This window comes from Arthrobacter sp. 05T442, assembly GCF_056395945.1.
In genome coordinates this window covers 41392-67698 of record NZ_JBFTKM010000005.1, presented here as the reverse complement: position 1 = coordinate 67698, position 26307 = coordinate 41392, and the positions used below count along the sequence as shown (strand labels likewise).

Below are 26307 nucleotides of genomic sequence, written 5' to 3'. Positions count from 1 at the left end.
TCTTGCCGGCGCCCACGCGTCAGGGGCACGCGGACAGGCGGACCGCGGTCAGCTTGTATTCCGGACAGCCGGTGACCTCGTCCTCCACGGGGGAGGTGAGGTTGTTGACGGCAGCGCCGGGGAAATGGAAGCCCGCGAACACCTGGCCCGGTTCGACGTCGTCGGTGACCCGGACGCGAAGCACCGCCGTGCCATGCCGGCTGGAGAGCTCGACACGGTCGCCGTCGTGAAAGCCCAGACCCGCCGCGTCGCCGGGTTCGACGTCGACCGTTTCCTCCGGGAGAAGGCGCAGGTTCCCGGTGCGCCGGGTCATGCTGCCGGAGTTGTAGTGCTCTGCCCTGCGGCCGGTGATGAGCAGGTACGGGAACGCCTCGTCGCTCTGCTCGCCCGGCGGCAGGTAGGGCCTGGCGGCGAGGTGCGCCAGACCGTCCGGCGTCGCGAAACGATCCCCGTACAGCCGCGGCGTTCCGGGCGATTCGGCAGACTCGCACGGCCAGTGCAGCGGGCCTTCGTGGTCCAGCCGGCGGTGGGAAATTCCTGCAAAGAGCGGCGCCACTGCGGCGCATTCGGCCATTGCATCCGCCGGCGTGGCACATCCGAGCTGTGCCCCCATCCGGGCAGCGACGGCATGCAGCACCGCGAAGTCCGGGCGGGCACCGGACGGCGGCGCGACCGCCGCCCGGACCCGCTGGAAGCGCCGGTCGAAGTTGACGAACGTGCCCTCCTTCTCCAGCCACGCGGCCACCGGAAAGACGACGTCCGCCGCGGCAGCGGTCTCGGAGAGGAACAGATCGTTGCAGATCACGAGCGGGCACGCAGCCAGGGCCGCCCGCACCGACGTGCTGTCCGGGTCGGTGGCCAGCACGTCCTCCCCGATCACCCACAGCGCCTTCAATGCCCCGCTCCGGGCGGAGGCAAACATTTGCGGGATCCGAAGGCCCGGACCAGCGGGCAGCGAGGCCTGCCAGGCCTCGGCGAACCGGGACCGCACGGCCGGGTCCGTCACTTTCTGGTAGCCGGGCAGCAGATCGGGCAGGGCCCCCATGTCCGACGCGCCCTGGACGTTGTTTTGACCGCGAAGCGGGTTCACCCCGCCCCCGGCTCCCGGCCCCACGGCGCCGCGGAGGAGCGCCAGATTGGACAAGGTCCGGACTCCGTCCGTGCCGTGCAGGTGTTCGGTCACCCCGAGTCCGTAGAAGATCGCCGGCGACTGCGCCCGGCCGTAGATCCGGGCCGCACGGACGAGGTCCTCCGGGGCCACGCCGGAGATTTCGGCCACGCGTTCAGGAGGGTAGTCGGCCAGCAATCCGTGCAGGGCCTCGTGGCCGCTGGTGTGCGCCTCGAGGAAGTCCGTATCGACGAGCCCTTCACGGACGAGGATGTGCGCGAGTCCGTTGAAGACGGCCACGTTGGTTCCCGGCTGCGGCCGAAGGTGGACGTCGGCGTGCCTGGCCAGGGACGTGCGGCGGGGATCCACGACCACCAGGCGGGCGCCGTCCATGACCCGCTGGAAAATGCGGGAACCGACCACGGGGTGGGCCGCCGTCGGGTTGGCTCCGACCAGGAGGACGGCGTCGCACCGGTCAAGGTCATCGAAAGGATTCGTTCCGCCACCGAGGCCAAACGTGGCGGCCAGGCCGGCCGCCGAGGGTGCGTGGCAGAGCCGGGCGCAATTGTCCACGTTGTTCGTCCCAATGACCGCCCGGGCGAACTTCTGGGCGAGGTAATTCTCCTCATTCGTCGCCCGGGCCGAGGAGATCACAGCGAAGCCGTCCGGGTCGGCGGCCCGGATATCGTTCAGCCTGGCGGCCACGTAGCCCGTTGCCTCGTCCCACGTCGCGGGTGTCAGGATTCCGTCCCTGCGGATCAGCGGGGTGTTGAGTCGGTCGGCCGAACCGAGGAACCCATGCGCGAAGCGTCCCTTGACGCAGGCGTGGCCGCGATTGACCGATCCGTCAGCCGCGGGGCGCACGGTCATGATCCCGTTGTCCCGGGTGGAAACTTCCAGGCTGCAGCCGACCCCGCAGTATCCGCACGTGGTCAGGGTCCGGCGCTCGATGGGCAGCAGATTCAGCAGCCCGTGCTCGGACAGCGCACCCGTGGGGCAGGTATCCACGCACGCTCCGCACGAGACACAGTCGGACTCCGCCCACGGGCCGCCGGTGCCCGGCGCGACCACCGTGCCGGCCCCGCGGCCCACGAGCGTCAGGGCGAATGTGCCCTGGACCTCCGCGCAGGCGCGGACGCACCGGCCGCAGGCTATGCACAAGTCGCGGTCCAGCTTGACGTAAGGGTGCGAGTGGTCGAGCCCGCGTTCGGGCGGGGCGGGGGAGCCGGGGAGGGCGGTGACTCCGTAGTCAGCGCAGTGCCGGACCAGTTCGCTGCGGTCGGCGGGAACGTCCAGAGCCCGGGGCGGCAGGGCTGCGACGATGGCCTGCAAGGCGTCGCGCCGCAGCTCCCGTGATGCGTCGACCGAAACACGCAGTCCTTCCTCCGCCGGGGTGCTGCAGGCTGCCGCCGGACCCCGTCCGGTGATGTCCACCAGGCACGTCCTGCACGAGGCCACAGTGGTGAGCCGGTTGTCATGGCACAACGTCGGGAGGGCCAGGCCGGCCGCACCGACGGCATCGAGCACCGTCGCGCCGGCGGGAACTTCGACCTCACGGCCGTCTATCACGAGCCTCACGACTGCCACCCCGCCAAACCGTAGACGCGGGCCAGGCTGCGCACCGCGGCCGGCACCCGGCGGCCGAAAGCGCACAGGCTGCCCGCCGCCATGCTGCGCAGCACCTGGGCGCGTTCGCCCCGGACGTCGGGGCCGTCGGGCAGGTCCGAAAGAGCACGGCCGCGCCATGCGCCGACCCTGCACGGGGAGCACTGGCCGCAGCTCTCCGCCGCCGCAAAGTCCCACAGATTCCGCAGCACGTCCCGGCCGGTTAGCCTGTCGTCGAAGGCAACGATGCCGGCGTGGCCGAGGGCTGCGCCATGTCCGGACAAGCCGGCGTCGCTGAACGGAATGTCGAGGTCTTCGGGGCCGAGGAAGCCGCCCAGGGGGCCGCCGATTTGAAGGGCCCGCAGGACCGCCCCGTCCCGCAGGCCGCCGCCAAGGTCCTCCACGAGCACTCTGAGGGGGGTGCCGATCTCCACTTCGTACGTGCCGGGGCGGAGGAATCTCTCGGACAGGCAGGCAACCACGGTGCCGGCCTCATCCGCGGTTCCCATCGCCGCGTACGCCGGCCCACCATGCTGGATGATCCAGGGGATCGCCGCGAGCGTTTCCACGTTGTTGACCACCGTGGGCCGGCCGTGGAGTCCGCGCTCGGTGGGGTACGGCGGCCGGGGCCGGACCACCCCGCGCAGCCCTTCGAGCCCGTTCAACAGCGCGGATTCCTCGCCTGAGACGTACGACCCGGCACCTTCAACCACGTCTATCTCCAGGGTGAAGCCGCTGCCGCGTATGTCTGTGCCGAGATGACCGGCCTCCCGCGCCTCCACGGCCGCCTCCTGCATCCGGGCGAAGGCGTGCGGGTACTCTGAGCGGACAAACACGACGCCGGCCTCCGCGCGGATGGCGAAGCAGGCCAGGGCGAGGCCCTCGAGCACGCGGTGCGGGTCCCGCTCCATCAGCAGGCGGTCCGCATAGGACCCGGGGTCACCCTCAGCGCCGTTGGCCACCACCACCCGGGGTGCCGGGTGGACAAGCGCGGCCCGCCACTTCGCCCCGGCCCGGAACCCTGCCCCGCCCCGGCCCCTCAGCCGGGCGGATTCGACCTGCCGGAGGACATCCCCGGACGTGCCCGACGCGACGACGTCCGGCCACACCGACCACGGCTGTGACGCGCCCAGCAGCCCGGCCGTCACCACAGGGACCTGGCCGACGCTGTGGACCGGGATAGGCGGGGCGTGCCGCGGGGACAATCCTTGCAGTTGAGCGGCCAGATCGGCCCCGGCGCAGGCCTCCGCGCCGTCGAGCGCCGCCGGGCCGGCAAAGCAGTAGCCAAGGCACCGCACCTCCTGGACGGACACGGCTCCGTCCGCGCTCCGGCTCCCGGCCTCCACACCCAGTGCCGCCCCCACCTCCGCCACATGCCCGCCCCCGGTCGCGGCGAAGCAGGCCGCGGCCCCGCACACCCGGATGTGCCGGCGGCCCCGGGGCGCGGAGAAATCGGCGAAGAACGACGCCGGGCCTTCGACCGCGGCAGCGGGCAGCCCAAGCGAACGGGCGACCTCGGCGGGGACTGCCCCGGAGGCCCGGAGCCTGTCTCTCACGTCCGCGATCGGCCGGTCGAAGCGCCCGGCGTACCGGAGGAAAGGATCGTCATTGTTCCTGCCCGGCCGCCTGCCGGCAACGGCGTCGGAAGACTCGAGGTGGGGCTCGTGCATGCCTCCCACGATCGCCATGTGCCCCGGGGCGGGGAAGAGTCGAAAGTCCTCAGGACTAGCACGGGTCCGCCGCCCGTTCCGCCGAAGCCATCCCCGGCTCGGGCAGATCGTGGGGTGCGGGCAAGCCCGGAAGGGTGCGTCCTGCCAGCGTGCTCGCCACCCAGAGCGAACGGGCCAGGTCCCCTTCGTGAGGCCTGCAAGAGGCGTACCCGAGGGCGTTCTCCACCTCGCGCGCCAGGGCCCACTGCCGGGCGGTTTCGGCATCGAGGCCTGCCGCGGCGCTGAAGTCCCGGCAGCGCTCCAGGAGGCCGGTCCCGGGATCCAGGCGTGACAGCTCCCCAATGCGGTTCCACAGCAGCGGGGCGACCGCGAATTCGGCCTCGCCGATCATGGGCTGGGGGTCGATGGCGGCGAAGTCCGCGATCGAGGCTGGTTCCAGCCCGGCGCGCGCGGCCGTGCCCGGCCGGGCCAGGATGTTCAGGTAATGCAGGTCCGTGTGGACCAGCACGTCCTTCCCCGCCCTCCGGCCGACGGCGCCGCGGGTCTGGCAGACTTCGAGCGCCGCCTCCAGCAGCCAGCGCGGGAAAGGGCGGCCGAGTTGTTCCCACGTCTCCGGCAGTTCATCGCTCCACTGCTCGGCGCGGGCCGCGACGTGGTCGAACTCCCGCCACTCCGGCCTCCCGCCCGGTGCCAGGTCCGGGACCAGGCTGAGCCGGCGGACGAGGCCACCCCACACCGGCACTGCGGTCTCCATGGGGGCGTCCGAGAGCGAACTGGCGGCCTCCAGGCGCTCCAGCAGCATCGCGCACGAAGCGGGATCGGCGGCGAGGAGCCGGACGGCGCCGTGGCCGGCCCACAGCGCGAGCGCGTGCCGTTCCCGGACCGCTTCATCGTGCGGATAGGCGAGCTTCAGGACAGCGGGGTCTCCGCCGCTGCGGGGTTCGCCGCCGTCGTCGTGCATGCGGCGCACCGGGAAGACCATTGCGCCGTGGCCGTGCCACGGTAATGTCCCGGGATTGAGGTCCGGTTCCAGCTGCCATCGGATCAGGCATGCTCCGACCAGCCGCGGAAGGGACTCAAGCCATGCACGCCCGCCAGCGGTGCGGCTGTACCAGCGGGTGAGGTCAGGCGGAATGGGGATGTCTGCAGTCTGGCTCATCGGCTCAAACGTAGTGCTCTAGACGACGCCGCTGGCGCCCAGCAGGTGGCCGATGATGAAGGTGGCTGCCAGGGCAAGCGCCCCGCCGACCACCACGCGGGCGGCCGCCTTGAGCTTTCCGCCGCCGCCGATCCAGGCGCCCAGCGCGCCGGTGACCGCCAAGGCCACCAGGACGGCCACGAAGGTTAATGGGACGCGGATGTTTTCCGGCGGCAGCAGGATGGCCAGCATCGGCAGGATGGCACCGATCAGGAAGGCGATCGCAGAGGCGAAGGCGGCGTGCCAGGGGCTGACGATGTCCGTCTCGTCGATGTGAAGTTCTGCTGAGAGGTGCGCGGCCAGGGCGTCATGGGCGGTGAGTTCCGTGGCCACGGTCCGGGCGGTCGCCGCGGTGAGTCCCTTGGCCTGGTAGATGGCGGTGAGTTCGTCCAGTTCTTCTTCGGGCTGCTCCAGCAGCTCCCTGCGCTCTTTTTCGATCAGGGCGTGCTGGCTGTCCTTCTGGCTGCTCACGGAAACGTATTCGCCCAGCGCCATGGAGATGGCGCCACCGACTACACCGGCCGCGCCGGCAATCAGGATAGGCCCCGAATCCGTGGTGACACCGGCGACGCCGACCACGATGGCGGCCACGGACACGATTCCGTCGTTGGCTCCGAGCACGCCTGCCCGCAGCCAGTTCAAGCGCTGGGCGATGTCGTTCTTGTGGGGCTCGTTGGCGTGCAGTGTGCCGGCATCTGTGGTGTCCATGGGTACAGCAAATCACTGGGGCCTGCGGCTGGCCAGTATTACAAGGCTAAGCAAGGTAAGCCGAGGCTTCGTTCCCGGGGCGGATCAGGCGCCTGAACCTGCAGGGGTCGCTGCCGGGGCCGGGCTGTCAGGCGGCAGTGGCGGGAACGACGCCGGGTCTGCCGCCACGCCCGGAAGGGCGCCCGGATTCCGGCCCCAGAACACAGCCCGCCGCCCGGCGTCGAACAGTGCGGCGATGGCCCACCGGCGGGTCTCGCCCTCGCTCAGGGCCACGAGGTCGCCGTAGACCGGCAATGTGGCGGTCTCAAGGCCACCGAGGCCGTCGGCGGGCGAGGCCAGGAATGACTTGTCCAGCGCGTAACCTGCGTCCCGCGGTGGAACGGGGGAGCAGTGCATCCGGCTCAGGGATTCGGCGCTGCTGAGCAGGGCTTCGTGGCGCGCCAGCTGCTCGGACGCGGACTTCGACGCGGCGCCGTCCAGGCGGGGAAGGGCCACCTGGTAGCCGTACACCGTCTCGGATTCGGCCCGGACGGTCGCCGCCAGAGCCGCCTGCAGCGAGGCGGTCCCGGACTGCGTGCTGCCTTCGGGCGAGGGGGAGGCCGAGGGGGTGGGCGACCCGGCCGCGGACCCGGACGAGCAGGCGCCGGCCAGTTGCGGGGCGGCCACAGCGGGCGGCGGCGGAGCCGCGGTCCCGGTGGCTGTCGCCAGGGCGGAGGCCTGGAGAAGCTGCGCGGTCCCGACGGCTGCCAGCAGCCGGGCCATACCGCCGTCGGCCACTGCGGCGGCAGCCAGTCGCTCAGAACCGCTTTCTGCGAGGGCGGCCACCAGTCCGGCAGCCGAGGCCGCCGGGACCGCAGGGGTCGGCCGAGTCGTGGGGCGTGGCAGGGCTGTCGCTGTGCCCGGCGTCGGGACGGACGCGTCATTGGGGCCGGCACCCGGTGCCAGGAGCGCCCGCGCCTGGGTTGTCAGCAAAGTCACAGTCTGCGCAATGGCCGGCTGCGCAGAGCCCGGGGAAGGGTCCGCCGGCGTGCCGGCCGCACCGCCCTGCCCCGCCTGTCCGAGCTGTTCGCCGGCGGAAACCAGCCGCAGCGCCTCAGTCAGTGCGGCCGCCCGCGCCTGCTCGGCAAAGGGAGGTTCCGCGGGTTTCGGGGGGGTCGCGGGCGTCAATGCCGCACCCAGGGTGACCACCACCAGACCGATACAGGCCAGGAGGGCGATCCGGGGATGGAACCGGGGAAGGCGGCCCTGCCATCGCTTTTCCCTGGTGTCGTCTTTCACAACAGACCATGTTGTCATGCCCGCCGGGAACTGAAGTGCACCATGGCGCCCGGAAAATGGCTAGGCTAGTACACACAACATCATCTAGCGGGAGGCGGCCGGCATCATGACCAACGCAGAAGCCACGACTTCAACAGACCGGACCGGGACGGGTAAGGCTGAAACCGCACCCGCTCACAATGTGGAGGCCGAGCGTCTGTACGCCCTCCTGGAGCCCGCAGTCCTGGCAAACCGGCTCTACCTGGAAGACGTTTCGATCCACATCGCCGGCGCCAACCGTGTGGTCCACGTGGTGGTGGACCTGCCGCAGGAAGAGAGCGGAGGCGTCGGTCTCGACGTCATTGCCGAGATCTCCAAGACCCTCTCCGACATCCTCGACAACGATCCGAGCACCGACTCCCGTCCGTACGAGCTGGAGGTCTCCTCGCCCGGCGTCGGACGGCCCCTCACCGAAGAGCGGCACTGGCACCGCGCCCGCGGACGGATGGTCACCGTCAAAGTGATCCAGGGCGAGAACGTCACCGGCAGAATCCAGTCAGTGGATGATGAAGGCGTCACCCTGGTCCCGGAAATTGCCGTCAAGAAGGGCATGAAGCCCAAGCAGGGCGAGCCCGTCACGCTTCCTTTCGACAGGATCCGCAGCGGAAAAGTCGAGATAGAGTTCAGCCACCTTGAAGAGGCCGGTCTGGAGAACGAACACAATGGACCTTCTGAGGAGGCCTAATGGATATTGACATGAGCGCACTGAGACTCCTGGAGCGTGAGCGTGAAATCCCGCTGGATCTCCTGATTCCGACCATCGAGCAGGCTCTGCTGGTGGCGTACCACAAGACGCCGGGTGCCTTCGAGAAGGCCCGCGCCGAACTGGACCGCAAGAGCGGCCACGTGACCATCTGGGCGACCGAGATCGACGACGACGGCGCCCCGATCGGCGAGTTCGAGGACACCCCCGCGGGCTTCGGGCGGATCGCCGCCAGCACCGCACGGCAGATCATCCTGCAGCGCTTGCGCGACGCCGAGGACGACAACGTGCTGGGCCAGTTCAAGGGCCGCGAAGGCGAGCTCGTCGCGGGAACCATCCAGCAGGGCAACAACCCGCACATGATCCAGGTCAACCTGGGCACGGTGGAGGCGTTGCTGCCCCCGCCCGAACAGGTTCCGGGAGAAAAGTACATCCACGGCAACCGGCTGCGCGCCTTCGTGATCGACGTCCACCGCGGCACCAAGGGTCCCTCCATCACGTTGTCCCGCTCCCACCCCGGGCTGGTCCGGAAGCTCTTCGAACTCGAAGTCCCCGAGATCGCCGACCGTTCGGTGGAGATCGTGGCCCTGGCGAGGGAAGCCGGACACCGCACCAAGATCGCGGTCAAGGCGAACACTCCCGGCGTGAACGCCAAGGGTGCCTGCATTGGTGAAATGGGGTCGCGTGTGCGCGCCGTCATGACCGAACTCAACGACGAGAAGATCGACATCGTGGACTACAGCGAGGATCCGGCGGCGTTCATCGCAAGCGCCCTCTCGCCGTCGCGCGTGAATTCGGTCACCATCACCGACGAAGCGACCCGCTCCGCACGGGTAGTCGTTCCCGATTACCAGCTTTCCCTTGCCATCGGCAAGGAGGGCCAGAACGCGCGTCTCGCCGCAAAGCTCACGGGCTGGCGGATCGACATCGTCTCCGACACGGCCGTCGCCCGCGATAAATAGGCCACAGCTCCACCCCGCTCCTCGGCGGCCGCGTCCCCCAGATTCGGGACCCGGCCGCCCGAGGGGCTAGAATAGACATGACCGCGCCTAACGGCCGGTATCCGCGTGTCCTTGGCGCGTCCGGAGATTCGTTCGGCGAAGGTGTTGCATTTCGACGCTTCGCCCGGCGGTGGCCGGATGCCCGGGCCGGCAGATATGTACTGGCAGGAAGATACTCGTAAGTGGCACACGTGCAACACCTCGGGAATCAGCCTCAGCGTACCTGTATCGGATGCAGGCAAAAAGGCTCGCGGTCTGAGTTACTCCGGCTCGTCGCCGACGGCAGCGGTTCATCCGCGGTCGTGGTCGATGAACGACGCCGGATGGCTGGCCGGGGAGCATGGCTGCACCCCAGCGAGAAGTGCCTGGCACTGGCGGTCAAACGTCGAGCATTCGGCCGCGCCCTCAACGGCGCAGCCGGAACCGCCGACGTGGAACGCCGGATAACGGCCGGCACGAAAGCCGTGGACACTCCGGTGGCCGCGGCAACAACCGTCCAACCTGAAAGCGGGTCAGAAAACTGATGGAAACCCGATGAGTTCCCAGCGATGAGTGCGCAACGATGACAACTTTGTTGCGCTCTGCAATGGGCCTTCCAGCTGCACTCGCGGCGGAGGCCCGCAGTAAGAAGTAGACGGTTCGTGCCTGGCTCGGTGCGGACCGAGACAGGAGAAATGTGGCCAAGGTCCGCGTACATGAGCTTGCTAAAGAGCTCGGTATTACTTCCAAAGATGCAGTAACCAAACTGCAGGAACTGGGCGAATTCGTTCGCTCCGCCTCTTCAACTATTGAGGCCCCCGTTGTGAGGAAACTCCGCAACGCCTTCCCCGGTGCACCGGCAGCGCCGAAGTCCGAAGCGCCCGCGTCCGCCCCCAAGGCGCCCGCCAGCCCTTCAGCGAGCCGGCCGGCGCCCGCGCCGGGTCCGGCTGCGCCCGCAGCGCCGGCGGCTACGGAACCCAAGGCTGAAGCTCCCGCTCCGGCTCCCGTTGCCGCAGCACCCGCTGTACAGGAGGCCGCTCCGGCTGCCGCTCCCGCAGCCCCCGCTGCCCAGGCTGCGGCTTCCCCCTCGACGGGCGTCAAGCCCGGCGCACGCCCGGCACCCAAGGCTGAAGCCCCGGCTGCTCCGGCACGCCAGGGCGGCTCGGCACCGCGTCCGGGCGGCCCCCGACCCGGCAACAACCCGTTCGCCACGTCCCAGGGCATGCCCCGGGGCCGCGGCGGCGACAACGAACGTCCTTCGCGGCCGGGTAACAACCCGTTCGCTCCTTCCCAGGGCATGCCGCGTCCGGGTGGAAGCCGCACCGAGGGCGAACGCCCCGGCGGCCCCCGTCCCGCAGCAGGCGCTGGCGGTCCCCGTCCCGGTGCTCCCCGCACCGGCGGCGCTCCGGGTGCACGCCCGGGTGCTCCGCGTCCGGCGGGCGCAGCAGGCGCTGGCCGTCCGGCCGGAGCCGGCGGAAACCGTCCGACTCCCGGCATGATGCCTAACCGCACCGAGCGTCCCGCACCGGCTGGTGCAGGCCGTCCCGGCGGCGGGGCCCGTGGTCCCGGCCGTCCGGGTGGCGCTCCAGGTACCGGTGCTCCCGGTGCCGGTGGCGGCGCTCCGGCCGGCGGTGGCTTCGGCAAGGGTGGCCGCGGTCGCGGTGGCACCCAGGGTGCCTTTGGTAAGGGCGGCGCAGGCCGTGGCAAGCAGCGCAAGTCGAAGCGTGCCAAGCGCCAGGAACTCGAGCAGATGAGTGCTCCGTCGCTGGGTGGCGTAAGTGTGCCCCGCGGCGACGGCAACACCGTAGTCCGGCTTCGCCGCGGCTCGTCCATCACGGACTTTGCCGACAAGATCGAGGCGAACCCCGCCGCACTGGTGACCGTTCTCTTCCACCTCGGCGAAATGGCTACCGCCACGCAGTCGCTGGATGAAGAGACGTTCGCCCTGCTGGGCGAGGAGCTTGGCTACAAGCTCCAGGTCGTTTCGCCCGAGGACGAGGAGCGCGAGCTGCTCTCCGGCTTCGACATCGACTTCGAGGCCGAACTGGAAGCCGAAGGCGACGAAGACCTCGAGGCCCGTCCTCCGGTCGTCACCGTCATGGGTCACGTTGACCACGGTAAGACCCGCCTGCTCGATGCCATCCGCAAGTCCGACGTTATGGCGGGCGAGCACGGCGGCATCACGCAGCACATCGGTGCCTACCAGGTCACCCATGAGCACGAGGGCATCGATCGCAAGATCACCTTCATCGATACTCCGGGCCACGAGGCGTTCACCGCCATGCGTGCCCGTGGTGCGAAGGTCACCGACATCGCCATCCTCGTGGTCGCAGCGGACGACGGCGTCATGCCCCAGACCGTTGAAGCCCTCAACCACGCCCAGGCGGCCAACGTGCCGATCGTCGTGGCCGTGAACAAGATCGACAAGGAAGGCGCCAACCCGGACAAGGTCCGCGGCCAGCTGACCGAGTACGGACTGGTTCCGGAAGAGTACGGTGGCGACACCATGTTCGTTGAGGTCTCTGCCCGCCAGAACCTCAACATTGACGAGCTGCTCGAGGCTGTCCTGCTGACCGCAGACGCTGCCCTGGACATGCGCGCCAACCCGAACAAGGACGCCCGCGGTATCGCGATTGAAGCCAACCTCGACAAGGGCCGCGGTTCCGTGGCCACCGTCCTGGTGCAGTCCGGTACCCTCCACGTCGGCGACACCATCGTGGCAGGCACGGCCCACGGCCGTGTCCGTGCGATGTTCGACGACGACGGCAGCGTCCTGACCGAGGCCGGTCCCTCCCGCCCCGTGCAGGTCCTGGGTCTGTCCAACGTGCCGCGTGCCGGTGACACCTTCTTCGTGACTGCTGACGAGCGCACCGCCCGCCAGATCGCCGAGAAGCGTGAAACCGCCGACCGCAACGCCGCCCTGGCCAAGCGCCGCAAGCGCATCAGCCTGGAAGACTTCGACCAGGCAGTCGCCGAAGGCAAGATCGACACCCTCAACCTCATCCTCAAGGGTGACGTGTCCGGTGCCGTGGAAGCCCTCGAAGACGCGCTGCTCAAGATCGACGTCGGCGAAGGCGTCCAGCTGCGCATCATCCACCGCGGTGTCGGTGCGATCACGCAGAACGACGTCAACCTGGCAACGGTCGACAGTGCCGTCATCATCGGCTTCAACGTCAAGCCCGCCGAGCGTGTTGCCGAACTGGCAGACCGCGAAGGCGTGGACATGCGCTTCTACTCCGTCATCTACGCAGCAATCGATGACATCGAGATGGCCCTCAAGGGCATGCTCAAGCCGGAGTACGAAGAGGTCCAGCTTGGCACCGCCGAGGTCCGCGAAGTGTTCCGTTCCTCCAAGTTCGGCAACATTGCAGGCTCGATCGTGCGCTCCGGTGTCATCCGGCGCAACGCGAAGGCCCGCATTACCCGCGACGGCAAGATCATCGGTGACAACCTCACCGTTGAGACGCTCAAGCGCTTCAAGGACGACGCCACCGAGGTCCGCACGGACTTCGAGTGTGGTATCGGTCTTGGCTCGTTCAACGACATCACCGAAGGTGACATCATCGAGACCTTCGAAATGCGCGAAAAGCCGCGCGTCTAAGGTGTTGTTTCCCGGCGGGGCCGCCGGAATTTTTCCGGCGGCCCCGCCCCTACGCTGGGCGGCAATGGATCTGCGATCCATTGCCGCCCAGCTTCGGCAGGCCCGATGCCACTCCCAGGCCGCCGGAAAAATTCCAACGGGAGTCCGTCGTTGACTCACCGTAGTGCGTGGCAGAAAACTGAAACGAGCGACCCCGCCTAACAGGCGCCGTCGTACATCCAAATTTTTAGGAGTGGAAATGGCTGATCCCGCACGGGCTGCCAAGTTGGCGCAGCGGATTAAGGTTGTTGTTGCCGAGGCGCTGGGCCGGAGGGTGAAGGATCCCCGGCTTGAGGGCATTACGGTGACCGACGCGCGCGTGACCAATGACCTGCAGCACGCCACCGTCTATTACACGGTGTTCGGCGACCAGTTGGTCCAGGCCGAGGCTGCCAAGGGGCTGGAGAAGGCTAAGGGCGTCCTCCGGCAGGAAGTCGGCCGCAACATCACTGTGCGGCTGACCCCCACCCTCGAGTTCGTGGCGGACCAGATCCCGGTCAATGCCTCCAACCTTGAAGAACTCCTCAGGGCAGCGAAGAAGCGCGACGCCGAGGTGGCCGCCCTGGCCGCCAGTGCCAAGCACGCCGGGGATGCCGACCCCTACAAGAGCGACACTCCCGAGGACGTGGAGCTGGATGAGGACGACTTCGACGAAGAGGACCTGGATCTCGCCGGCGAGAACGACATCGACGAGGACAGCAACAAGTAGTACCGAATCGCGAAATGGCCGGACCCCGCAATGGGTCCGGCCATTTCCTGCTCCCGGCTGATTATGTTTCCGCGGCGGGGGAGTCGACGGATACCGCGCATGCCGTCGTGCCCTGTCCGTCGGCCGGCCGCGGGACCTTTGACTCTACGCTCCTCGTGGCTGATGGCGTCCGATGGAACCATGACGGTGCGTACGCGGGAAAACGCCGGTGGGCCGTGGACTCCAGACTGATCACATGCCCCCATTGCGGGAAGACCAACCGGATTCCGACGGCGGCCGCAGGCCACCCGCGCTGCGGCAGTTGCCGCCAGGACCTGCCTTGGATTGTGGAGGCCGGCGACGCGGACTTCCCGGTTGTGGCCGAGCAGTCCGCGGTGCCGGCGCTGATCGACTTCTGGGCGGCGTGGTGCGGGCCGTGCCGCATGGTCAGTCCGGTTCTGGACAAGCTGGCGCAGGAACGGGCCGGGCACGTCAAGCTCGTCAAAGTCGACGTCGACAAGTCGCCGGGCCTCGCCCGCCGCTTTGATGTCCAGGCCATTCCAACCTTGCTCGTCATCAGGAACGGCTCGGTGGTGGCCCGCCAGGCCGGAGCGCCGCCCGCGGCTGCGCTCCGCAGCTGGCTCGATGGAGCACTGTCCGCCAACCTCACGTGACCGTCCGTGCCTGCAGGCTTCGGATCTGCAGCACGCTGGAATGGAGAAAGCAATGACCGAGATACTGCGGTACGAAGTCGGGTCCGGGACGGTGCTGGTGGAGGTCGAGGACAACAGCTTCGGCGTGGAGCGCCCGTCCCGTAACGAACAGGGGATCCTCGACGCCGGGCGCCGGCTCGAAGATGCGCTCTCCGCCGTGAGGCCCGCGGCCAACGCGGCCGCCGAGGTGATGAAGGAGCTTGGCCCGGAGCACTTGGAACTCCAGTTCGGAGTCAAATTGGCCGGGGAAGCAGGCGCGATCATTGCGCGGAACTGCGCAGAAGGGCACTTCATCGTCAGGATGTCCTTCACCAGGGCGCCCGCGGCCGCATTGACGCCGGAGGAAGAGATCATGCTTTGAGGTTCGCGGGAATGCTCCGGGGAACTGTCGCGGGCCTCGCGTCTTCTGACCCGCGTCAACGTCGCCTGGACCGTCCCCTGGCGCCCAGGCCGCCGAGCAGGGGCGAACCCATCCCCAGCAGGAAACCGAAGTCGTACCAGTTCCCGGCACGGCCGGTGTTGTAGAACGGGAACTCGTGCCACTGCCCAAAGACGTGCACGATGAACACAATCCAAGCCGTCAGCCCGTTCCAGATACCCCACAGCAGGTCCTGCCACCACATGCGTACCTCCCCGACGGAACTCGCTCCCAAAAACGATGCGGGCGGAAAGCGCCCTGGATTCAGGCTAGGCGCTGCCACGTTGCGGCGGTAGGGGCTATGGACCCGTCAGGGGAGGGCCCGTCAGGCGGACTCCACAGAGGATGCCCCGTCAGGCCTGCCTTGCGGGAAGGCGGCCGAGGCCCTCAACGAGTTCGGCCTGGCTCCCGCAGAGGGCAATCCGGATCCACCCTTCGCCAATGGAGCCGAACGCCGTGCCCGGGGCGAAGGACACCCCCGAGTCCGCCAGGAAACGCCGGGTCCAGGCACGGACGTCGCCGCCGGTGACATGGGAAACATCGGCCCATAGGTAGAACGCCCCCTGCGCTGTCAGGTACGGGATTCCGCGGGACCGCAGCACTTCGGACGCTGCATCCCGGTTCGTCCGGTAGTGGGCGTGGGCATGGCTGACATAGTCCTGCGGACCTGTCAGCGCGGCCAGCGCCGCATACTGCGACGGCGAGGCGACGCAGGAAACGATCGACTCCATCACATTGTTCATCTTCTGCTCCAGCCCCGGCGGGCAGATCAGCGCGCCGATGCGCAGTCCCGTCAGCCCGTAGGTCTTGGAGAGGGTCAGTGAGGTGAACACACGGGCCTCGCCCGGGACGGTGCTGTCGAACCGGGCCGGGCTGACATGCGGGACGTCATAGGTGAACGCCTCGTAGCATTCGTCCGAGATGATCCACAGATCGTGACGTTGGGCGAGCCCGACCAGGCGTCGGGTGAGTTCCCCGCCCAGGACGGCGCCCAGCGGGTTGGACGGCGAATTGAGGATCAGCACCTTGGTCCGTGGCGTGACGAGTGCCTCGATGTCCTCGATCCGGGGCTGGAAGTCATGCTCCGGGTAGAGCGGATACTCCACAGGGACGGCGTGGAGGAGGCTGCTCGTCATCGCGAAGGTTGGGTATCCCGGGTTGGGAATGAGGATTTCGTCGCCGGGGGAGAGCAGCAGGCTCATCGCGAAGTGCAGGCCCTGCTGGGCGCCGTCGACGACGTACACCCGGTCCGCGCCGACCGGCGTCGCGTTGTGCTCGCGGAACCGGGCGGCAAAGGCCTCGCGGAGGGCGGGGATGCCGGCGTTGGGCGTGTAGTTGGTCTCGTCGCGGTCCAGGCAGGCCATCCCGGCGTCGAGGATATGCCGGGGGACAGGGAAACCTGGCTCCCCGATGCTCAGCACGATCGCGCCGGGCGTGCCCCAGGCGGCTTCGGTGATCTCGCGGATCTGGTTGATCGGGACGTCACGGACATGTGCGGCTAGCTCGGGCATGTCTGCCATCCTAACCGCCGCCGTGCCCCCGGCGGCGGGGAGCGGGTCCCCGGAAGCGGGGGTTGGGGCACCGTCACCGGGGGCCGGTCCCGCGCAGATATACTGGGGAGCGTGCTTTCTGGACTGGTAATAGTGGACAAGCCGCAAGGCTGGACCAGCCACGATGTGGTTGGACGGATGCGGCGGCTCGCCGGTACCCGAAAGGTCGGCCACGCCGGGACCCTGGACCCGATGGCCACCGGCGTGCTGGTGGTAGGCATCAACAAGGCCACCCGCCTCCTGACGTACATCGTCGGGACGTCCAAGACCTACACCGCCACCATCCGCCTCGGTGAGTCCACCGTGACGGACGACGCCGAGGGAGAGATCATTGCCACCCACAGCGCCGCCGCCGTTACCGAGGATGCCGTCCGTGCCGGCGTCGCCGCCCTCACGGGGGAGATCGAACAGGTGCCGAGCAGCGTCAGTGCCATCAAGGTCAACGGCGAGCGCGCCTACGCGCGCGTCCGGTCCGGCGAAGAGGTCAAGCTGGCCGCCCGTCCTGTCACGATCCACCGGTTCGAAGTCCATGAGGTCCGCCGGGTGCGCGGCGGCGAGGCGCTGGAGGTGGACGTGACCGTTGAGTGCTCGTCCGGTACCTACATCCGGGCCTTGGCCCGTGACCTGGGCAAGGCCCTCGGCGTCGGCGGCCACCTGACGGCGCTGCGCAGGACCCAAGTGGGTCCCTACACCCTTGACCAGGCGCACACCCTGGAGCAGCTGGCTGACGAGCTGGATGTCCTGGAAATGTCCCAGGCCGCCCGGGCGCTGATGCCGAACCGCGAACTCAGCGATGAGGAAACCACCGAGATCTCGTTCGGCCGCAGGATTGCCGCCGGGGCCGCCGCCGGCACCCCCGACGCTGCGACGGCGGATAAGCCCGCCGCCGCCTTCGCGCCGGACGGCACGCTCGTGGCGCTGCTGGCGGACAAGGGAAGCTATGCCAAGCCCGTCCTCGTCTTCGCGCCGGATAACGAGAAGCGTGCCAAGGCGGCCGCCGCGGAACAGCTCCCGGAACAGCAGGCCGACTAGTCTTGGACGCCTATTTCTACATCATCCTGGTGGTCGGGCTGCTCTCGACCGTCGTGTGTGCCGCGGCCGCCATCCTGAAGAAGGCACCCAACGACGCGACCATCTTGTCGGTGGCCGCCATCGAGCTGTCCCTTCTGGTGTACCTGGTCGGTTCGATCGTCCGGGTTGCTGGCGGGGAGCGGATTGCGGGGGAGCCGTGGGAGTTCTGGGGTTACATGCTGACGGCCCTGATGCTCCCGGTCGGCGCCGTGTACTGGTCCATCCTGGAGCGCACCCGTTGGAGCAATTTTGTCCTGGCTGCAGTCGGCGTCACTGCCCTGGTGATGGCCGCCCGCATGAACCAGATCTGGTACTGACATGGAAGAGGCAGAGAACGTGAGTGCAAGACCCTCGCAGGACACCGGTACGAACGCCGCGGCGGGCCCCGCGACCGCCGGCCCGGCGTCGACCGACACGCGCAACACCGGCCCCGGCCGGTTGCTGATCGCCGTGTACGCCGTGTTCGCAATTTCGGCCACGGCCCGGGCGGGCTACCAGATCTTGACCAAGTTCTCCGAGGCGCCCTTGGCGTACCTGCTGTCGGCCTTTGCCGCCGTCGTGTATATCGTCGCCACGGTGTCGCTCGCCAAGCCCGGCCGGACCTGGTTCAAAGTCTCCGTGACCTCCGTGCTGGTGGAGCTTGTCGGCGTGCTTGTGGTGGGGGCGCTGAGCCTGTTCGACTCGGTGAACTTCCCGCACGAGACCGTCTGGTCCCTGTTTGGCCGCGGCTACGGCTTCATTCCGCTCCTGCTGCCCGTCCTGGGGCTTATCTGGCTGTACCGCCGCCGGCCTGCGGCACGGCAGGGCTAGTACAGCTAGGCGGAGTCGCACCTGGCGACCACGCGCCGGAGCGGCGGCAACGCGTTCGGCGTTGAGGCCCGGCCCGGCCTCTGTCGGGAGGCTCAGCGGCCTGGTTCCCGATGCATTGCAAGCCGGCGGCGCAGCTCCGGCCACGCCGCGGCGAAGCCGGGATGCAGCTCCTTCTCGCTGACCCGCTCAACCGGGATCCACGCGAGTTCGAGGCTCTCCGGATCGCTGATGGAAGCATCAAACGGTTCAACGGCTTCAACGGCCACGGTGGTGTAGCGCCAGTAGCCGACGTCGAAGACCGACGTGAACAGGACGCGCACGTTCTCCGGCGGAACGGCCGCTTCTTCGCGGGCCTCCCGGAGCGCCCCATTGACCGGCTCTTCGCCCTGATGCAGCGCCCCGCCGGGGAGGCCCCAGGTTCCGCCCTGGTCGCTCCAGAGGGCGCGGTGCTGGAGGAGGACGCCTTTGGCGGCGTCGTGGACGAGGAGGCCAGCCGAACCGAACCGTCCCCAGAACCGGCCGCGGTCGCCCTCGACCCAGGCGTCGCCGGGATCACGGGGTCCGAAAGGCCTGCGTGGCTCGCCCGACAAGGGTCCTGCTGGAGCTTCGCCGGGCCGCGCGGCCTGGGGGCCAGCCGGGCTGGATGTCGGGGCAACAGTGCTGTCCATGCCCTTAGTTTCCCACGCACCGTGCTAGCGAGGGCCGAAATGTGACCCGGCGGGCGAGGTTGCGGACATGTCCGTGGAAGATTCCTTGAAGAATTCGATCACTGCCGGGGTGACCTGGGCCGAGAGTTCCTCGAAGAATCCATGCCTGCTTCGGGGATAAACATGCAGCCGTGCATCTGGAATCCGGTCAGCGATTAGCCGGGCGTTCCCTGCCGGAGTCATCAGGTCGTCCTCCCCATGCAGGACCAGTGTGGGCACGGTCATCGACGGAAACCATCCCGGGCCACGCAGACCGACTCTGCAAACAATTTTCCAACTTCCTCAGACGCACGACCATGATTGGTTCCATCAGAGCACATAGCCAAAGCCACACCGCAACAGAGCCAATACCATCATTTCTGTCATAGCCCCTCGCTAGCGTGGAGGCATGGAATCCAACGGAGATTTCGTCCCGGTACAGGCCACCCGGTCTGGCGCCGGGATCCTTCCTGGAATGCCCCGGCCGACTCCCGTTCCACACGTGACGGATGAGGTGGACTGTGCTCTGGATAGGGCGCTTGCACTGCTGCGCTCTGCAACCCGGACGGCAATGACTGATACCGCGCTGTATGGAGTGAAAGAAGCATCGGACTTCGCCGACCGCGCGGAGCAGCTGTCCCGCATGGCCGACTACCTGCAGCTCGTTGCGGCCGGGGCGGTCGCCCGCACCCGGAGCCGGGCAGCGGCACAATCGGCCGGGAGCGGAGCCGGACCCGGCGCGCCAGCAGGATGGCTAACCGGTTGGAATACAGACGAAGCCATTCCGCCGGCCCCGGCGGACGGGCCCGGAGCGGTGTCGGAGTGTCTGGACGACGGGTACCGGAGCCCCGCCGAGTTCCTGCGGGCACGGCTGCGGATCAGTGTTTCGGAGGCCCGTCGCCGGCTGTCCCTCGCCGCCGACGTGCTGCCCCGCACCGGCATCGCGGGCCAGTTGCTGCCCGAGGTTCGGGAAGAGCTCGCCGCAGCAGTGGCTGCCGGAACGGTTGCCTCGCGGGCCGCGACGATCATCACGCTGGCACTGGACCGGGTCCGCAGTGTATGTCCGCCGGAAACGGCGGCCCGCATGGAGCACGCACTGACCGTTACGGCTGCAGAGAACGATCAAGACTTCCTCACCCGGGTCGCCCGCCGCTGGAGCGATGCCCTGGACCAGGATGGCGCCGAACCTGATGAGACAGAACTGCGCCGGCGCCAGGGCGCCTTCGTCCGGCGGCCCCGGCGAGGCCTGCAGCATGTGGAGATCTTCGCCACGACGGACCAGTTCGAGCACCTTGCCACCGTCATGAACATTGGCACTAATCCGCGCACCGGCCCGGCAGCGGGTCCTCAGGCGGGCCCCGCGAACGGCAGCGACGGCGCGGATGCCACGAGCGACGGCGAAGCCGCTGCGGAGGGGCTCGACCAGCGGTCGCGGCCACAAAGACTCCTTGACGGCCTGGTTGGTGCCTGCAAGGCAGCCCTTGCTGCGGGCGGACTGCCCGCCGCAGGCGGGCTCCGCCCGCAGGTCATGGTCACCATCGACCACCGGGATCTCTTCGAACGGCTAGGAGGACGGGGCAACGGGCCGGGCGCCGGCGCGTCCAACACCGGGACCCTGATGTTCACAGGCCCGGTTACTGCCTCGACGGTCCGGAAGATCGCCTGTGATGCGGATGTCATTCCCGTTCTTCTCGGTGGGGAGGGCCGGGTCCTGGATATCGGCCGCGCCTCGAGGGTGTTCCCACCGCATATCCGCAAGGCCATCACAGCGCGGGACCAGGGCTGCGCTTTTCCGCAGTGCACCATGCCTGCGCCGTGGTGCGAAGCCCACCACATCAACTACTGGTCCCGCGGCGGGACGACGGGCGCGGGCAACGGGACTCTTCTCTGCTCCTATCACCACCATCTGATCCACAAGGAACGGTGGACTATCCAGATGCGAAGCGGCCTTCCGTGGTTCATCCCGCCGCCGCACGTGGACCCGCGCCAGGTGCCACGGAGGAACCGCTACTTCCGCTTGGAATGATGGTGGGCCGCATAGGCAGCAAGGGGGGCCTTAGCCGATGCGGAACGGGAGTTTCTCGTCCTGCTCAAAGGAAACAGCGCCCTGGGCCGGCGTCATGGTGAACCAGTAGCCGTTCTGCCTGGTGGCATAGATCAACATCCGCCGATGCCCGTCCAGGGGGTCGCCTTCCGGATAGGAAATGCCCCCGGTGCAGGTCAGAGGCATCGACGCGACGCGGAGCGGCCCGGGTTCCGGATTGCCCTTGTAGACCGATTCGATGTCCACGAGGTGGATTTGGACCTGGTACCCGTAAATGCTGGTTTCGCCGTCCCTGCCTACGGGGGTCCCCACGACCACCAGTGAGGCTTCTTTGAACTGGTCCTGGGGTGTCTCAAAGTGGATCCAGTCGACGCACGCTTCGGATCGCGGTTGAGGCAGCAAGCCGCAGGCCGTCGTCAGGACGCACACCAGCAGCCCGACCACGGCAGACACCATCAGCTTGCGCACCTACTGAAAATAACCGCAGGCGGCGGTACGGTCCAGACCCTGGGCACTGGGACGGGCTAACGCCGGGCTGACGCCGGGCACCGGACGGGCCAAAAGCCTCTGAACCCGCTGCTGCAGGCTTCGCCTACTGTGGATGCCATGACCGAGCGCCCAATTCTGCTTCGCGCCGTGAAGTCATTTCACACGGCCGCCTGGTTCACGATCGAGGCCTGCATGCTCTACGTCCTGTACACCGGAGTCCGGGGCCGAAGCGACCGACGGACCGGACTTGCTGCCGGCGTTGTTGCGGGCGAGACGCTGGTGTTCGCGGCCAACGGATTCCATTGCCCGCTGACCGCAGTGGCCAGGGGCCTCGGCGACAGCACGGGCTCGGTGACGGACATCTACCTGCCGAAGTGGTTCGCGCGGAACCTGCCGGCGATCCACCTCCCGCTGATCCTGGCCGCGGTCCTGCTGCACTGGCGTATTCACCGCTTGGCTCGCTCCGTGACGTGACTGACAATCGCGGCCGGGGAGCCGAAGCAGGCTAGCGCAGTGGATTCCCGTTGACGTCCACGCGGAAGCTCTCGATGACCTTGTTCGTCGCGGTATCGATGATGATCACGGAATCCGGCGGCCATGCGGGATCAGGGACAACCGTGTACGGAACATCGGCGAGCTGCGTCGGGCGGCCGGCCTCGTTGATCTTCCGGTTGAAGGCATCCACCACGGTGTTCGTCCGGGTGTTGACCGCTACATTTTCCTGGGGCAGCCCCGCCGTGTCGCCCGAAGCGGGCGTGGCGTTCCACCAGCCCTCATAGCCGCCGACGACAGTGGCCGGCGCGGAAACCGGCCCCGGCGATGCGGCACCCGAGGCCCCCGCGGTAACCGTTGCTGCGGCTGCCTGGCCGCCGCAACCGCTCAATGGCACTCCCGCCGCGAGAACCAGGCACGCAGCGGCAAGGCGTTGTGAAATGCGGATGTGTCCCAAGATAATGTCCCCCACCATTGCGCGTGGCCGGTGTCCGGCATCGATGGAATGACCCTACCAGCGCGCGCAACAGAGACCGGGCGGCCGGCCCCGGCCGTCGGGGACCGCAGGTGTTTGCAGGTAATCTAAGAGAGTTCCGGAGCCGCCACCGCTGCTCCGGGAGAGCTCATGGCAGGTAGCAAAAGGCGAGGTTGATGGTCCACATCTGGAACGATCCGTCCGAAGTCCCGGCGGACTTTGGTCCTTCCGTTGTCACATTCGGCAACTTCGACGGCGTGCACCGCGGGCACCAGCAGGTGCTCTCGCAGCTCATCCGCACGGCCCGCCAAAACCACGCCCGCGCCGTCGCGATCACTTTCGACCCCCACCCCGCGCAGGTCCACCGCCCGGAATCCGCCCCTGAACTGATCATGGGGCTGGAGGACAAACTGGTGGCCCTCGGTGAACTCGGACTCGACGCCGTTCTGGTGATGAAGTACTCCCTGGAACTCGCCAGTCTCACCCCGGAAGAGTTCGTCGCCACGGTCCTGGTCGGCAGCCTCAAAGCCAGCCATGTGGTGATCGGCCACGACGCCCGCTTCGGTCGCGGCAATTCCGGCGACCTGTCCACGATGAAGGACCTGGGGGAGAAACTCGGCTTCGAAGTCCTGGTCATCAGCGAGTTCGGGTCCGAGGGCTTCCCCATCCACGACGACGCCGGCGCTGACCGCCGCTGCTCGTCCACCTGGGTGCGCGAGGCTTTGCGGGCGGGCGACGTCGCCACGGCTGCCGCCGTCCTGGGCCGCCCGCATCGGATGCGCGGCGAAGTCGTGCACGGCGCCGCCCGCGGCCGCGACCTGGGCTTCCCCACAGCCAACCTTTCGTCCGCGGCGAGCGGCTACATTCCCGCGGACGGCATCTACGCCGGCTGGCTCGTGGACCAGGCCGGCACCCGCTGGCCCGCCGCTATCTCCGTCGGGTCCAACCCCACGTTCGATGGCGTCAGCCGCCAGGTGGAGGCCCATGTGATCGACCGTCCGGAAGAATCCCCGGACGACTTCGATCTGTACGGCCAGACAGTAGTGGTGGAGTTTGTCTCGAGGCTGCGCGGCATGGTGGCGTACCGTGGCCCTGAAGCATTGGTAGACCAGATGCGCCTGGACGTCGTCCAGGCCCACGACATCCTGTTTGCGCACTGATTTCCGGCCCGGCTCCGGGCACCGGGCCGCCAGGCGGGATCGGGCCGCCGACACCGGCCGGTCCGCGCGTTAATTCACAGCCACTTGGCAAGGAAGGCAAGAGACGTGACCATTGAAAAAAACACGAGGGAGCTGGACAGGGAGATTGTCCGCGACTTTAGTTCCCGGATGAGCTATGCGTCCTACCTGCAGTTGCCCACCCTGCTCAGCGCACAGCAGCCCGTCAGCACCCCCGAGCACCACGACGAAATGCTGTTCATCATCCAGCACCAGACTACGGAGCTGTGGCTGAAGCTGGTGCTGCACGAGCTCCGGAGCGCTGCGGCCTGGCTGCGCTCCGACGACCTGGGCTCGGCCCTGAAGGCAATCGCCCGGGTCAAGCACATCCAGAAGACGCTCACCGAGCAGTGGTCCGTGCTGGCCACGCTCACCCCCACCGAGTACTCCCAGTTCCGTGGCTTCCTGGGCAACTCGTCCGGGTTCCAGTCCAGCCAGTACCGCGCGGTCGAGTTCCTCCTGGGCAACAAGAACGCCAAGATGCTGCCGGTGTTCGAAGCCGATCCCGAGGCCCACGGGATGCTGAGCCAGCTCCTCGAAGCGCCGAGCATCTACGACGACTTCCTGGCCTACCTCAACCGCCAGGGCTTCGACATCCCCACCTCCCTGCTGGAACGCGACGTGTCCAACGCGCACGAGTTCTGCGCCGAGCTCGTCCCGGTGTTCAAGTACATCTATGAAAACGCCGCCGACAACTGGGGCGCCTACGAGGCCTGCGAGGAACTCGTGGACCTTGAAGACAATTTCCAGCTTTGGCGCTTCCGGCACCTGCGGACCGTCCAGCGCACCATCGGCATGAAGTCCGGCACCGGCGGTTCCAGCGGCGCCGCGTTCCTGCAGAAGGCCCTCGAGCTGACGTTCTTCCCTGAACTCTTCGCCGTGCGCACGGAGATCGGCCAGTGAGCATCGGCGCCGGCACCCTGGCAACGGACCTCTTGTGGCAGCAGGCCCAGGACCTCGACGCCACCGACCCGCTCGCCGCGTACCGCAATCACTTCATCGGCACCGACACGGCGCTGTCCTACCTTGATGGCAACTCCCTGGGCCGCCCGCTCAAGCGCACGGTCACGGACGTAGGCACCTTCATCCAGGAGAGCTGGGGCGGCCGGCTGATCCGCGGCTGGGACGAGGAATGGCTGGAACTGCCGCAGGCCATCGGTGACCAATTGGGCCGTGTTGTCCTCGGCGCCGCCCCGGGACAGACCATCATCGCCGACTCCACCACGGTGGTGCTTTATAAGCTGATCCGGGCCGCGTTGGCCGCCGTCACTGACCCGGCCCGCACCGAAATCGTGCTGGACACGGACAATTTCCCCACGGACCGCTACCTCATCGAGGGCATCGCGCGCGAGGAGAACCTGACGCTGCGCTGGATCGACGCCGATCCCGCCTCCGGCGTGACCGTCGAGCAGGTGCGGGCCGCAACAGGGGCCGCCACCGCCGTCGTCGTCCTGAGCCAGATCGCCTACCGCTCCGGCTTCCTTGCCGACCTGCCCGGGATCACGGCCGCCGTGCACGACGCCGGAGCGCTCGTCGTGTGGGACCTGTGCCACTCCGCCGGTTCCGTGGAGATCGCCCTGGACGCGGCGGACGCCGACTTCGCCGCCGGCTGCACCTACAAGTACCTGAACGGGGGCCCGGGCTCGCCCGCGTTCGCCTACGTCAACGCCCGGCACCTGCCCGGGCTGCAGCAGCCGATCTGGGGCTGGATGGGCCGCAAGGACGCCTTCGAGATGGGCCCGGGCTACGAACCGGCGTCCGGTATCCGCGGCTTCCTGAGCGGAACCCCGGCGATCTTCGGCATGCTCGCCATGCGCGGCACCCTGGACCTGCTGGAAGAAACCGGCATGGCCGCGGTCCGGGAGAAGTCGCGGCTGCTGACGGCGTTCGCCGTCGAGCTGCACGACGCGTGGCTCGCCCCGGCGGGCGTCACCCTCGGGACGCCGCGGGACCCCGAACTGCGTGGCAGCCACATCACCGTGGACCACCCCGCCTTCCGGGAAATGACCGCAGCCCTGTGGGAGCAGGACGTCATCCCCGATTTCAGGGCGCCGCAGGGCATCCGGATCGGGCTGTCGCCGCTGAGCACGTCTTTCACCGAGCTGTACCGCGGCGTCGCAGCCATCCGGGAACGGCTGGAGGGCGAAGCGGCCGGCGGTTTCGACAACATTGGCGGCAAGCCGGTAAACTAAACGTTGGATCCGGCTGCAGTCCGTGGCGGCTGGCTCTTGTTGTGTACGGGCAACCCTCTCTTCGGAGGAGGATCTCCGGCGCAGCAACCCCGGCAGTGAGTTACTGATTCGGGCCTCACGGCACATCTCTAGGAGTTATTGTGGCACTTGAAGCCGCTGTAAAGACGTCCATCATTCAGGATTTCGCAACGTCCGAGGGCGACACCGGTTCGCCGGAGGTCCAGGTTGCAGTCCTGACTCAGCGGATCAAGGATCTCACTGAGCACATGAAGGTGCACAAGCACGATTACCACACCCAGCGCGGTCTGCTGGCCATGGTCGGTCGTCGCAAGCGCATGCTGACCTACCTCAAGAACACTGACATCACCCGCTACCGTAAGCTCATCGAGCGTCTCGGCCTGCGCCGCTAGTCAGCTTTAAGGGGCGGCCCTTCCGGAACGGAAAGGGCCGCCTTCTTCAAACAAAAACTCAACAGGAGGATCAACCGCATCACGCATTCGCGGTCTTCGGTAGTGACTTCCGGGAACGGCTTC

At 68.0% G+C, this 26307-nt stretch carries 27 protein-coding genes; 16 read left to right on the top strand and 11 right to left on the bottom strand.

The window, feature by feature from the left end; translation table 11 throughout:
• Nucleotides 1-19: 19 nt before the first annotated feature.
• From fdhF to AC1DES_RS07465, 5 genes are all read right to left on the bottom strand, one after another.
• Nucleotides 20-2686: a formate dehydrogenase subunit alpha gene (gene fdhF / locus AC1DES_RS07485; protein ID WP_476895070.1), complete on the bottom strand. Its 2667-nt coding sequence runs from the start codon at nt 2684-2686 to the stop codon at nt 20-22.
• Entirely contained in the window at nt 2683-4383 is a 1701-nt protein-coding gene (locus AC1DES_RS07480; RefSeq protein WP_476895069.1) for an NAD(P)H-dependent oxidoreductase subunit E, read from the bottom strand. Before AC1DES_RS07480 ends, fdhF begins: the two co-directional genes overlap by 4 nt.
• 55 nt (nt 4384-4438) lie before the next feature.
• The gene (locus AC1DES_RS07475; protein ID WP_476895068.1) at nt 4439-5542 is read right to left on the bottom strand and encodes an aminoglycoside phosphotransferase family protein; all 1104 of its coding nucleotides are present in this window, start codon (nt 5540-5542) and stop codon (nt 4439-4441) included.
• A gap of 18 nt (nt 5543-5560) precedes the next feature.
• The gene (locus AC1DES_RS07470; protein WP_476895067.1) at nt 5561-6289 is read right to left on the bottom strand and encodes a VIT1/CCC1 transporter family protein; all 729 of its coding nucleotides are present in this window, start codon (nt 6287-6289) and stop codon (nt 5561-5563) included.
• Between the two features lie 84 nt (nt 6290-6373).
• Nucleotides 6374-7585, bottom strand: coding sequence for a DUF4439 domain-containing protein (locus tag AC1DES_RS07465; protein ID WP_476895066.1), 1212 nt, complete (start codon nt 7583-7585; stop codon nt 6374-6376).
• An 88-nt stretch (nt 7586-7673) separates the two neighbouring features.
• Here AC1DES_RS07465 and AC1DES_RS07460 point away from each other — a divergent pair, with 88 nt between their 5' ends.
• The 7 genes from AC1DES_RS07460 to AC1DES_RS07430 all read left to right on the top strand — a co-directional run bounded on the left by AC1DES_RS07460 (nt 7674) and on the right by AC1DES_RS07430 (nt 14691).
• Nucleotides 7674-8291, top strand: a complete 618-nt coding sequence (locus tag AC1DES_RS07460; RefSeq protein WP_476895065.1) for a ribosome maturation factor RimP — start codon at nt 7674-7676, stop codon at nt 8289-8291.
• Nucleotides 8291-9271, top strand: a complete 981-nt coding sequence (gene nusA, locus AC1DES_RS07455; RefSeq protein ID WP_476895064.1) for a transcription termination factor NusA — start codon at nt 8291-8293, stop codon at nt 9269-9271. The genes AC1DES_RS07460 and nusA overlap by 1 nt, the downstream gene beginning before the upstream one ends.
• Nucleotides 9272-9492: 221 nt before the next feature.
• Complete coding sequence (locus AC1DES_RS07450) at nt 9493-9834, top strand: YlxR family protein (protein ID WP_476895063.1); 342 nt, start codon at nt 9493-9495, stop codon at nt 9832-9834.
• Nucleotides 9835-9986: 152 nt separating this feature from the next.
• On the top strand, nt 9987-12890 hold the full coding sequence (gene infB / locus AC1DES_RS07445; protein ID WP_476895062.1) for a translation initiation factor IF-2: 2904 nt from the start codon (nt 9987-9989) through the stop codon (nt 12888-12890).
• A gap of 238 nt (nt 12891-13128) precedes the next feature.
• Nucleotides 13129-13638 carry a 30S ribosome-binding factor RbfA gene (rbfA, locus tag AC1DES_RS07440; RefSeq protein WP_476895061.1) on the top strand — a complete coding sequence of 170 codons (510 nt, stop codon included), beginning with the start codon at nt 13129-13131 and terminating at the stop codon, nt 13636-13638.
• A gap of 215 nt (nt 13639-13853) precedes the next feature.
• Nucleotides 13854-14291, top strand: coding sequence for a thioredoxin (gene trxA, locus AC1DES_RS07435; protein WP_476895060.1), 438 nt, complete (start codon nt 13854-13856; stop codon nt 14289-14291).
• 52 nt (nt 14292-14343) lie between these two features.
• Entirely contained in the window at nt 14344-14691 is a 348-nt protein-coding gene (locus tag AC1DES_RS07430; protein WP_476895059.1) for a CU044_2847 family protein, read from the top strand.
• Between the two features lie 55 nt (nt 14692-14746).
• On the opposite strand, the gene AC1DES_RS07425 is transcribed toward AC1DES_RS07430, so the two are convergent.
• The gene (locus AC1DES_RS07425; RefSeq protein WP_476895058.1) at nt 14747-14953 is read right to left on the bottom strand and encodes a hypothetical protein; all 207 of its coding nucleotides are present in this window, start codon (nt 14951-14953) and stop codon (nt 14747-14749) included.
• Nucleotides 14954-15101: 148 nt separating this feature from the next.
• Entirely contained in the window at nt 15102-16259 is a 1158-nt protein-coding gene (locus AC1DES_RS07420) for a pyridoxal phosphate-dependent aminotransferase (protein ID WP_476895057.1), read from the bottom strand.
• 111 nt (nt 16260-16370) lie between these two features.
• Between AC1DES_RS07420 and truB the strand changes: the two genes are divergently transcribed.
• Genes truB through AC1DES_RS07405 form a run of 3 tightly spaced genes read left to right on the top strand, consistent with a single transcriptional unit; the run spans nt 16371 to nt 18179 of the window.
• A complete protein-coding gene (truB, locus tag AC1DES_RS07415) occupies nt 16371-17330 on the top strand; it encodes a tRNA pseudouridine(55) synthase TruB (protein WP_476895056.1) in 960 nt (319 codons plus the stop codon).
• A gap of 2 nt (nt 17331-17332) precedes the next feature.
• Entirely contained in the window at nt 17333-17686 is a 354-nt protein-coding gene (locus tag AC1DES_RS07410; RefSeq protein ID WP_476895055.1) for a hypothetical protein, read from the top strand.
• A 1-nt stretch (nt 17687) separates the two neighbouring features.
• On the top strand, nt 17688-18179 hold the full coding sequence (locus AC1DES_RS07405; RefSeq protein ID WP_476895054.1) for a hypothetical protein: 492 nt from the start codon (nt 17688-17690) through the stop codon (nt 18177-18179).
• A gap of 92 nt (nt 18180-18271) precedes the next feature.
• On the opposite strand, the gene AC1DES_RS07400 is transcribed toward AC1DES_RS07405, so the two are convergent.
• Both AC1DES_RS07400 and AC1DES_RS07395 read right to left on the bottom strand, forming a co-directional pair.
• Nucleotides 18272-18847, bottom strand: coding sequence for an NUDIX domain-containing protein (locus AC1DES_RS07400; RefSeq protein ID WP_476895053.1), 576 nt, complete (start codon nt 18845-18847; stop codon nt 18272-18274).
• A 24-nt stretch (nt 18848-18871) separates the two neighbouring features.
• Nucleotides 18872-19111, bottom strand: a complete 240-nt coding sequence (locus AC1DES_RS07395; protein ID WP_476895052.1) for an alpha/beta fold hydrolase — start codon at nt 19109-19111, stop codon at nt 18872-18874.
• A gap of 325 nt (nt 19112-19436) precedes the next feature.
• Here AC1DES_RS07395 and AC1DES_RS07390 point away from each other — a divergent pair, with 325 nt between their 5' ends.
• Nucleotides 19437-20891 (top strand): HNH endonuclease signature motif containing protein, encoded by a 1455-nt coding sequence (locus AC1DES_RS07390; RefSeq protein ID WP_476895051.1) that lies wholly within the window; start codon nt 19437-19439, stop codon nt 20889-20891.
• Nucleotides 20892-20921: 30 nt separating this feature from the next.
• Here AC1DES_RS07390 and AC1DES_RS07385 read toward each other — a convergent pair whose 3' ends face one another.
• Nucleotides 20922-21377: a hypothetical protein gene (locus AC1DES_RS07385; RefSeq protein ID WP_476895050.1), complete on the bottom strand. Its 456-nt coding sequence runs from the start codon at nt 21375-21377 to the stop codon at nt 20922-20924.
• 138 nt (nt 21378-21515) lie between these two features.
• On the opposite strand from AC1DES_RS07385, the gene AC1DES_RS07380 reads away from it, so the two are divergent.
• Nucleotides 21516-21872, top strand: a complete 357-nt coding sequence (locus tag AC1DES_RS07380; protein ID WP_476895049.1) for a hypothetical protein — start codon at nt 21516-21518, stop codon at nt 21870-21872.
• A gap of 31 nt (nt 21873-21903) precedes the next feature.
• Here the strand turns inward: AC1DES_RS07380 and AC1DES_RS07375 are convergent, their stop codons facing one another.
• On the bottom strand, nt 21904-22347 hold the full coding sequence (locus tag AC1DES_RS07375; protein ID WP_476895048.1) for a hypothetical protein: 444 nt from the start codon (nt 22345-22347) through the stop codon (nt 21904-21906).
• Nucleotides 22348-22541: 194 nt separating this feature from the next.
• On the opposite strand from AC1DES_RS07375, the gene AC1DES_RS07370 reads away from it, so the two are divergent.
• The 4 genes from AC1DES_RS07370 to rpsO all read left to right on the top strand — a co-directional run bounded on the left by AC1DES_RS07370 (nt 22542) and on the right by rpsO (nt 26184).
• Nucleotides 22542-23525, top strand: coding sequence for a bifunctional riboflavin kinase/FAD synthetase (locus AC1DES_RS07370; RefSeq protein WP_476895047.1), 984 nt, complete (start codon nt 22542-22544; stop codon nt 23523-23525).
• A gap of 105 nt (nt 23526-23630) precedes the next feature.
• Nucleotides 23631-24485, top strand: coding sequence for a tryptophan 2,3-dioxygenase (gene kynA / locus AC1DES_RS07365; protein ID WP_476895046.1), 855 nt, complete (start codon nt 23631-23633; stop codon nt 24483-24485).
• Nucleotides 24482-25774, top strand: coding sequence for a kynureninase (locus tag AC1DES_RS07360; RefSeq protein WP_476895045.1), 1293 nt, complete (start codon nt 24482-24484; stop codon nt 25772-25774). The genes kynA and AC1DES_RS07360 overlap by 4 nt, the downstream gene beginning before the upstream one ends.
• A 140-nt stretch (nt 25775-25914) precedes the next feature.
• The gene (rpsO, locus tag AC1DES_RS07355; protein WP_024366600.1) at nt 25915-26184 is read left to right on the top strand and encodes a 30S ribosomal protein S15; all 270 of its coding nucleotides are present in this window, start codon (nt 25915-25917) and stop codon (nt 26182-26184) included.
• Nucleotides 26185-26307: the final 123 nt, after the last annotated feature.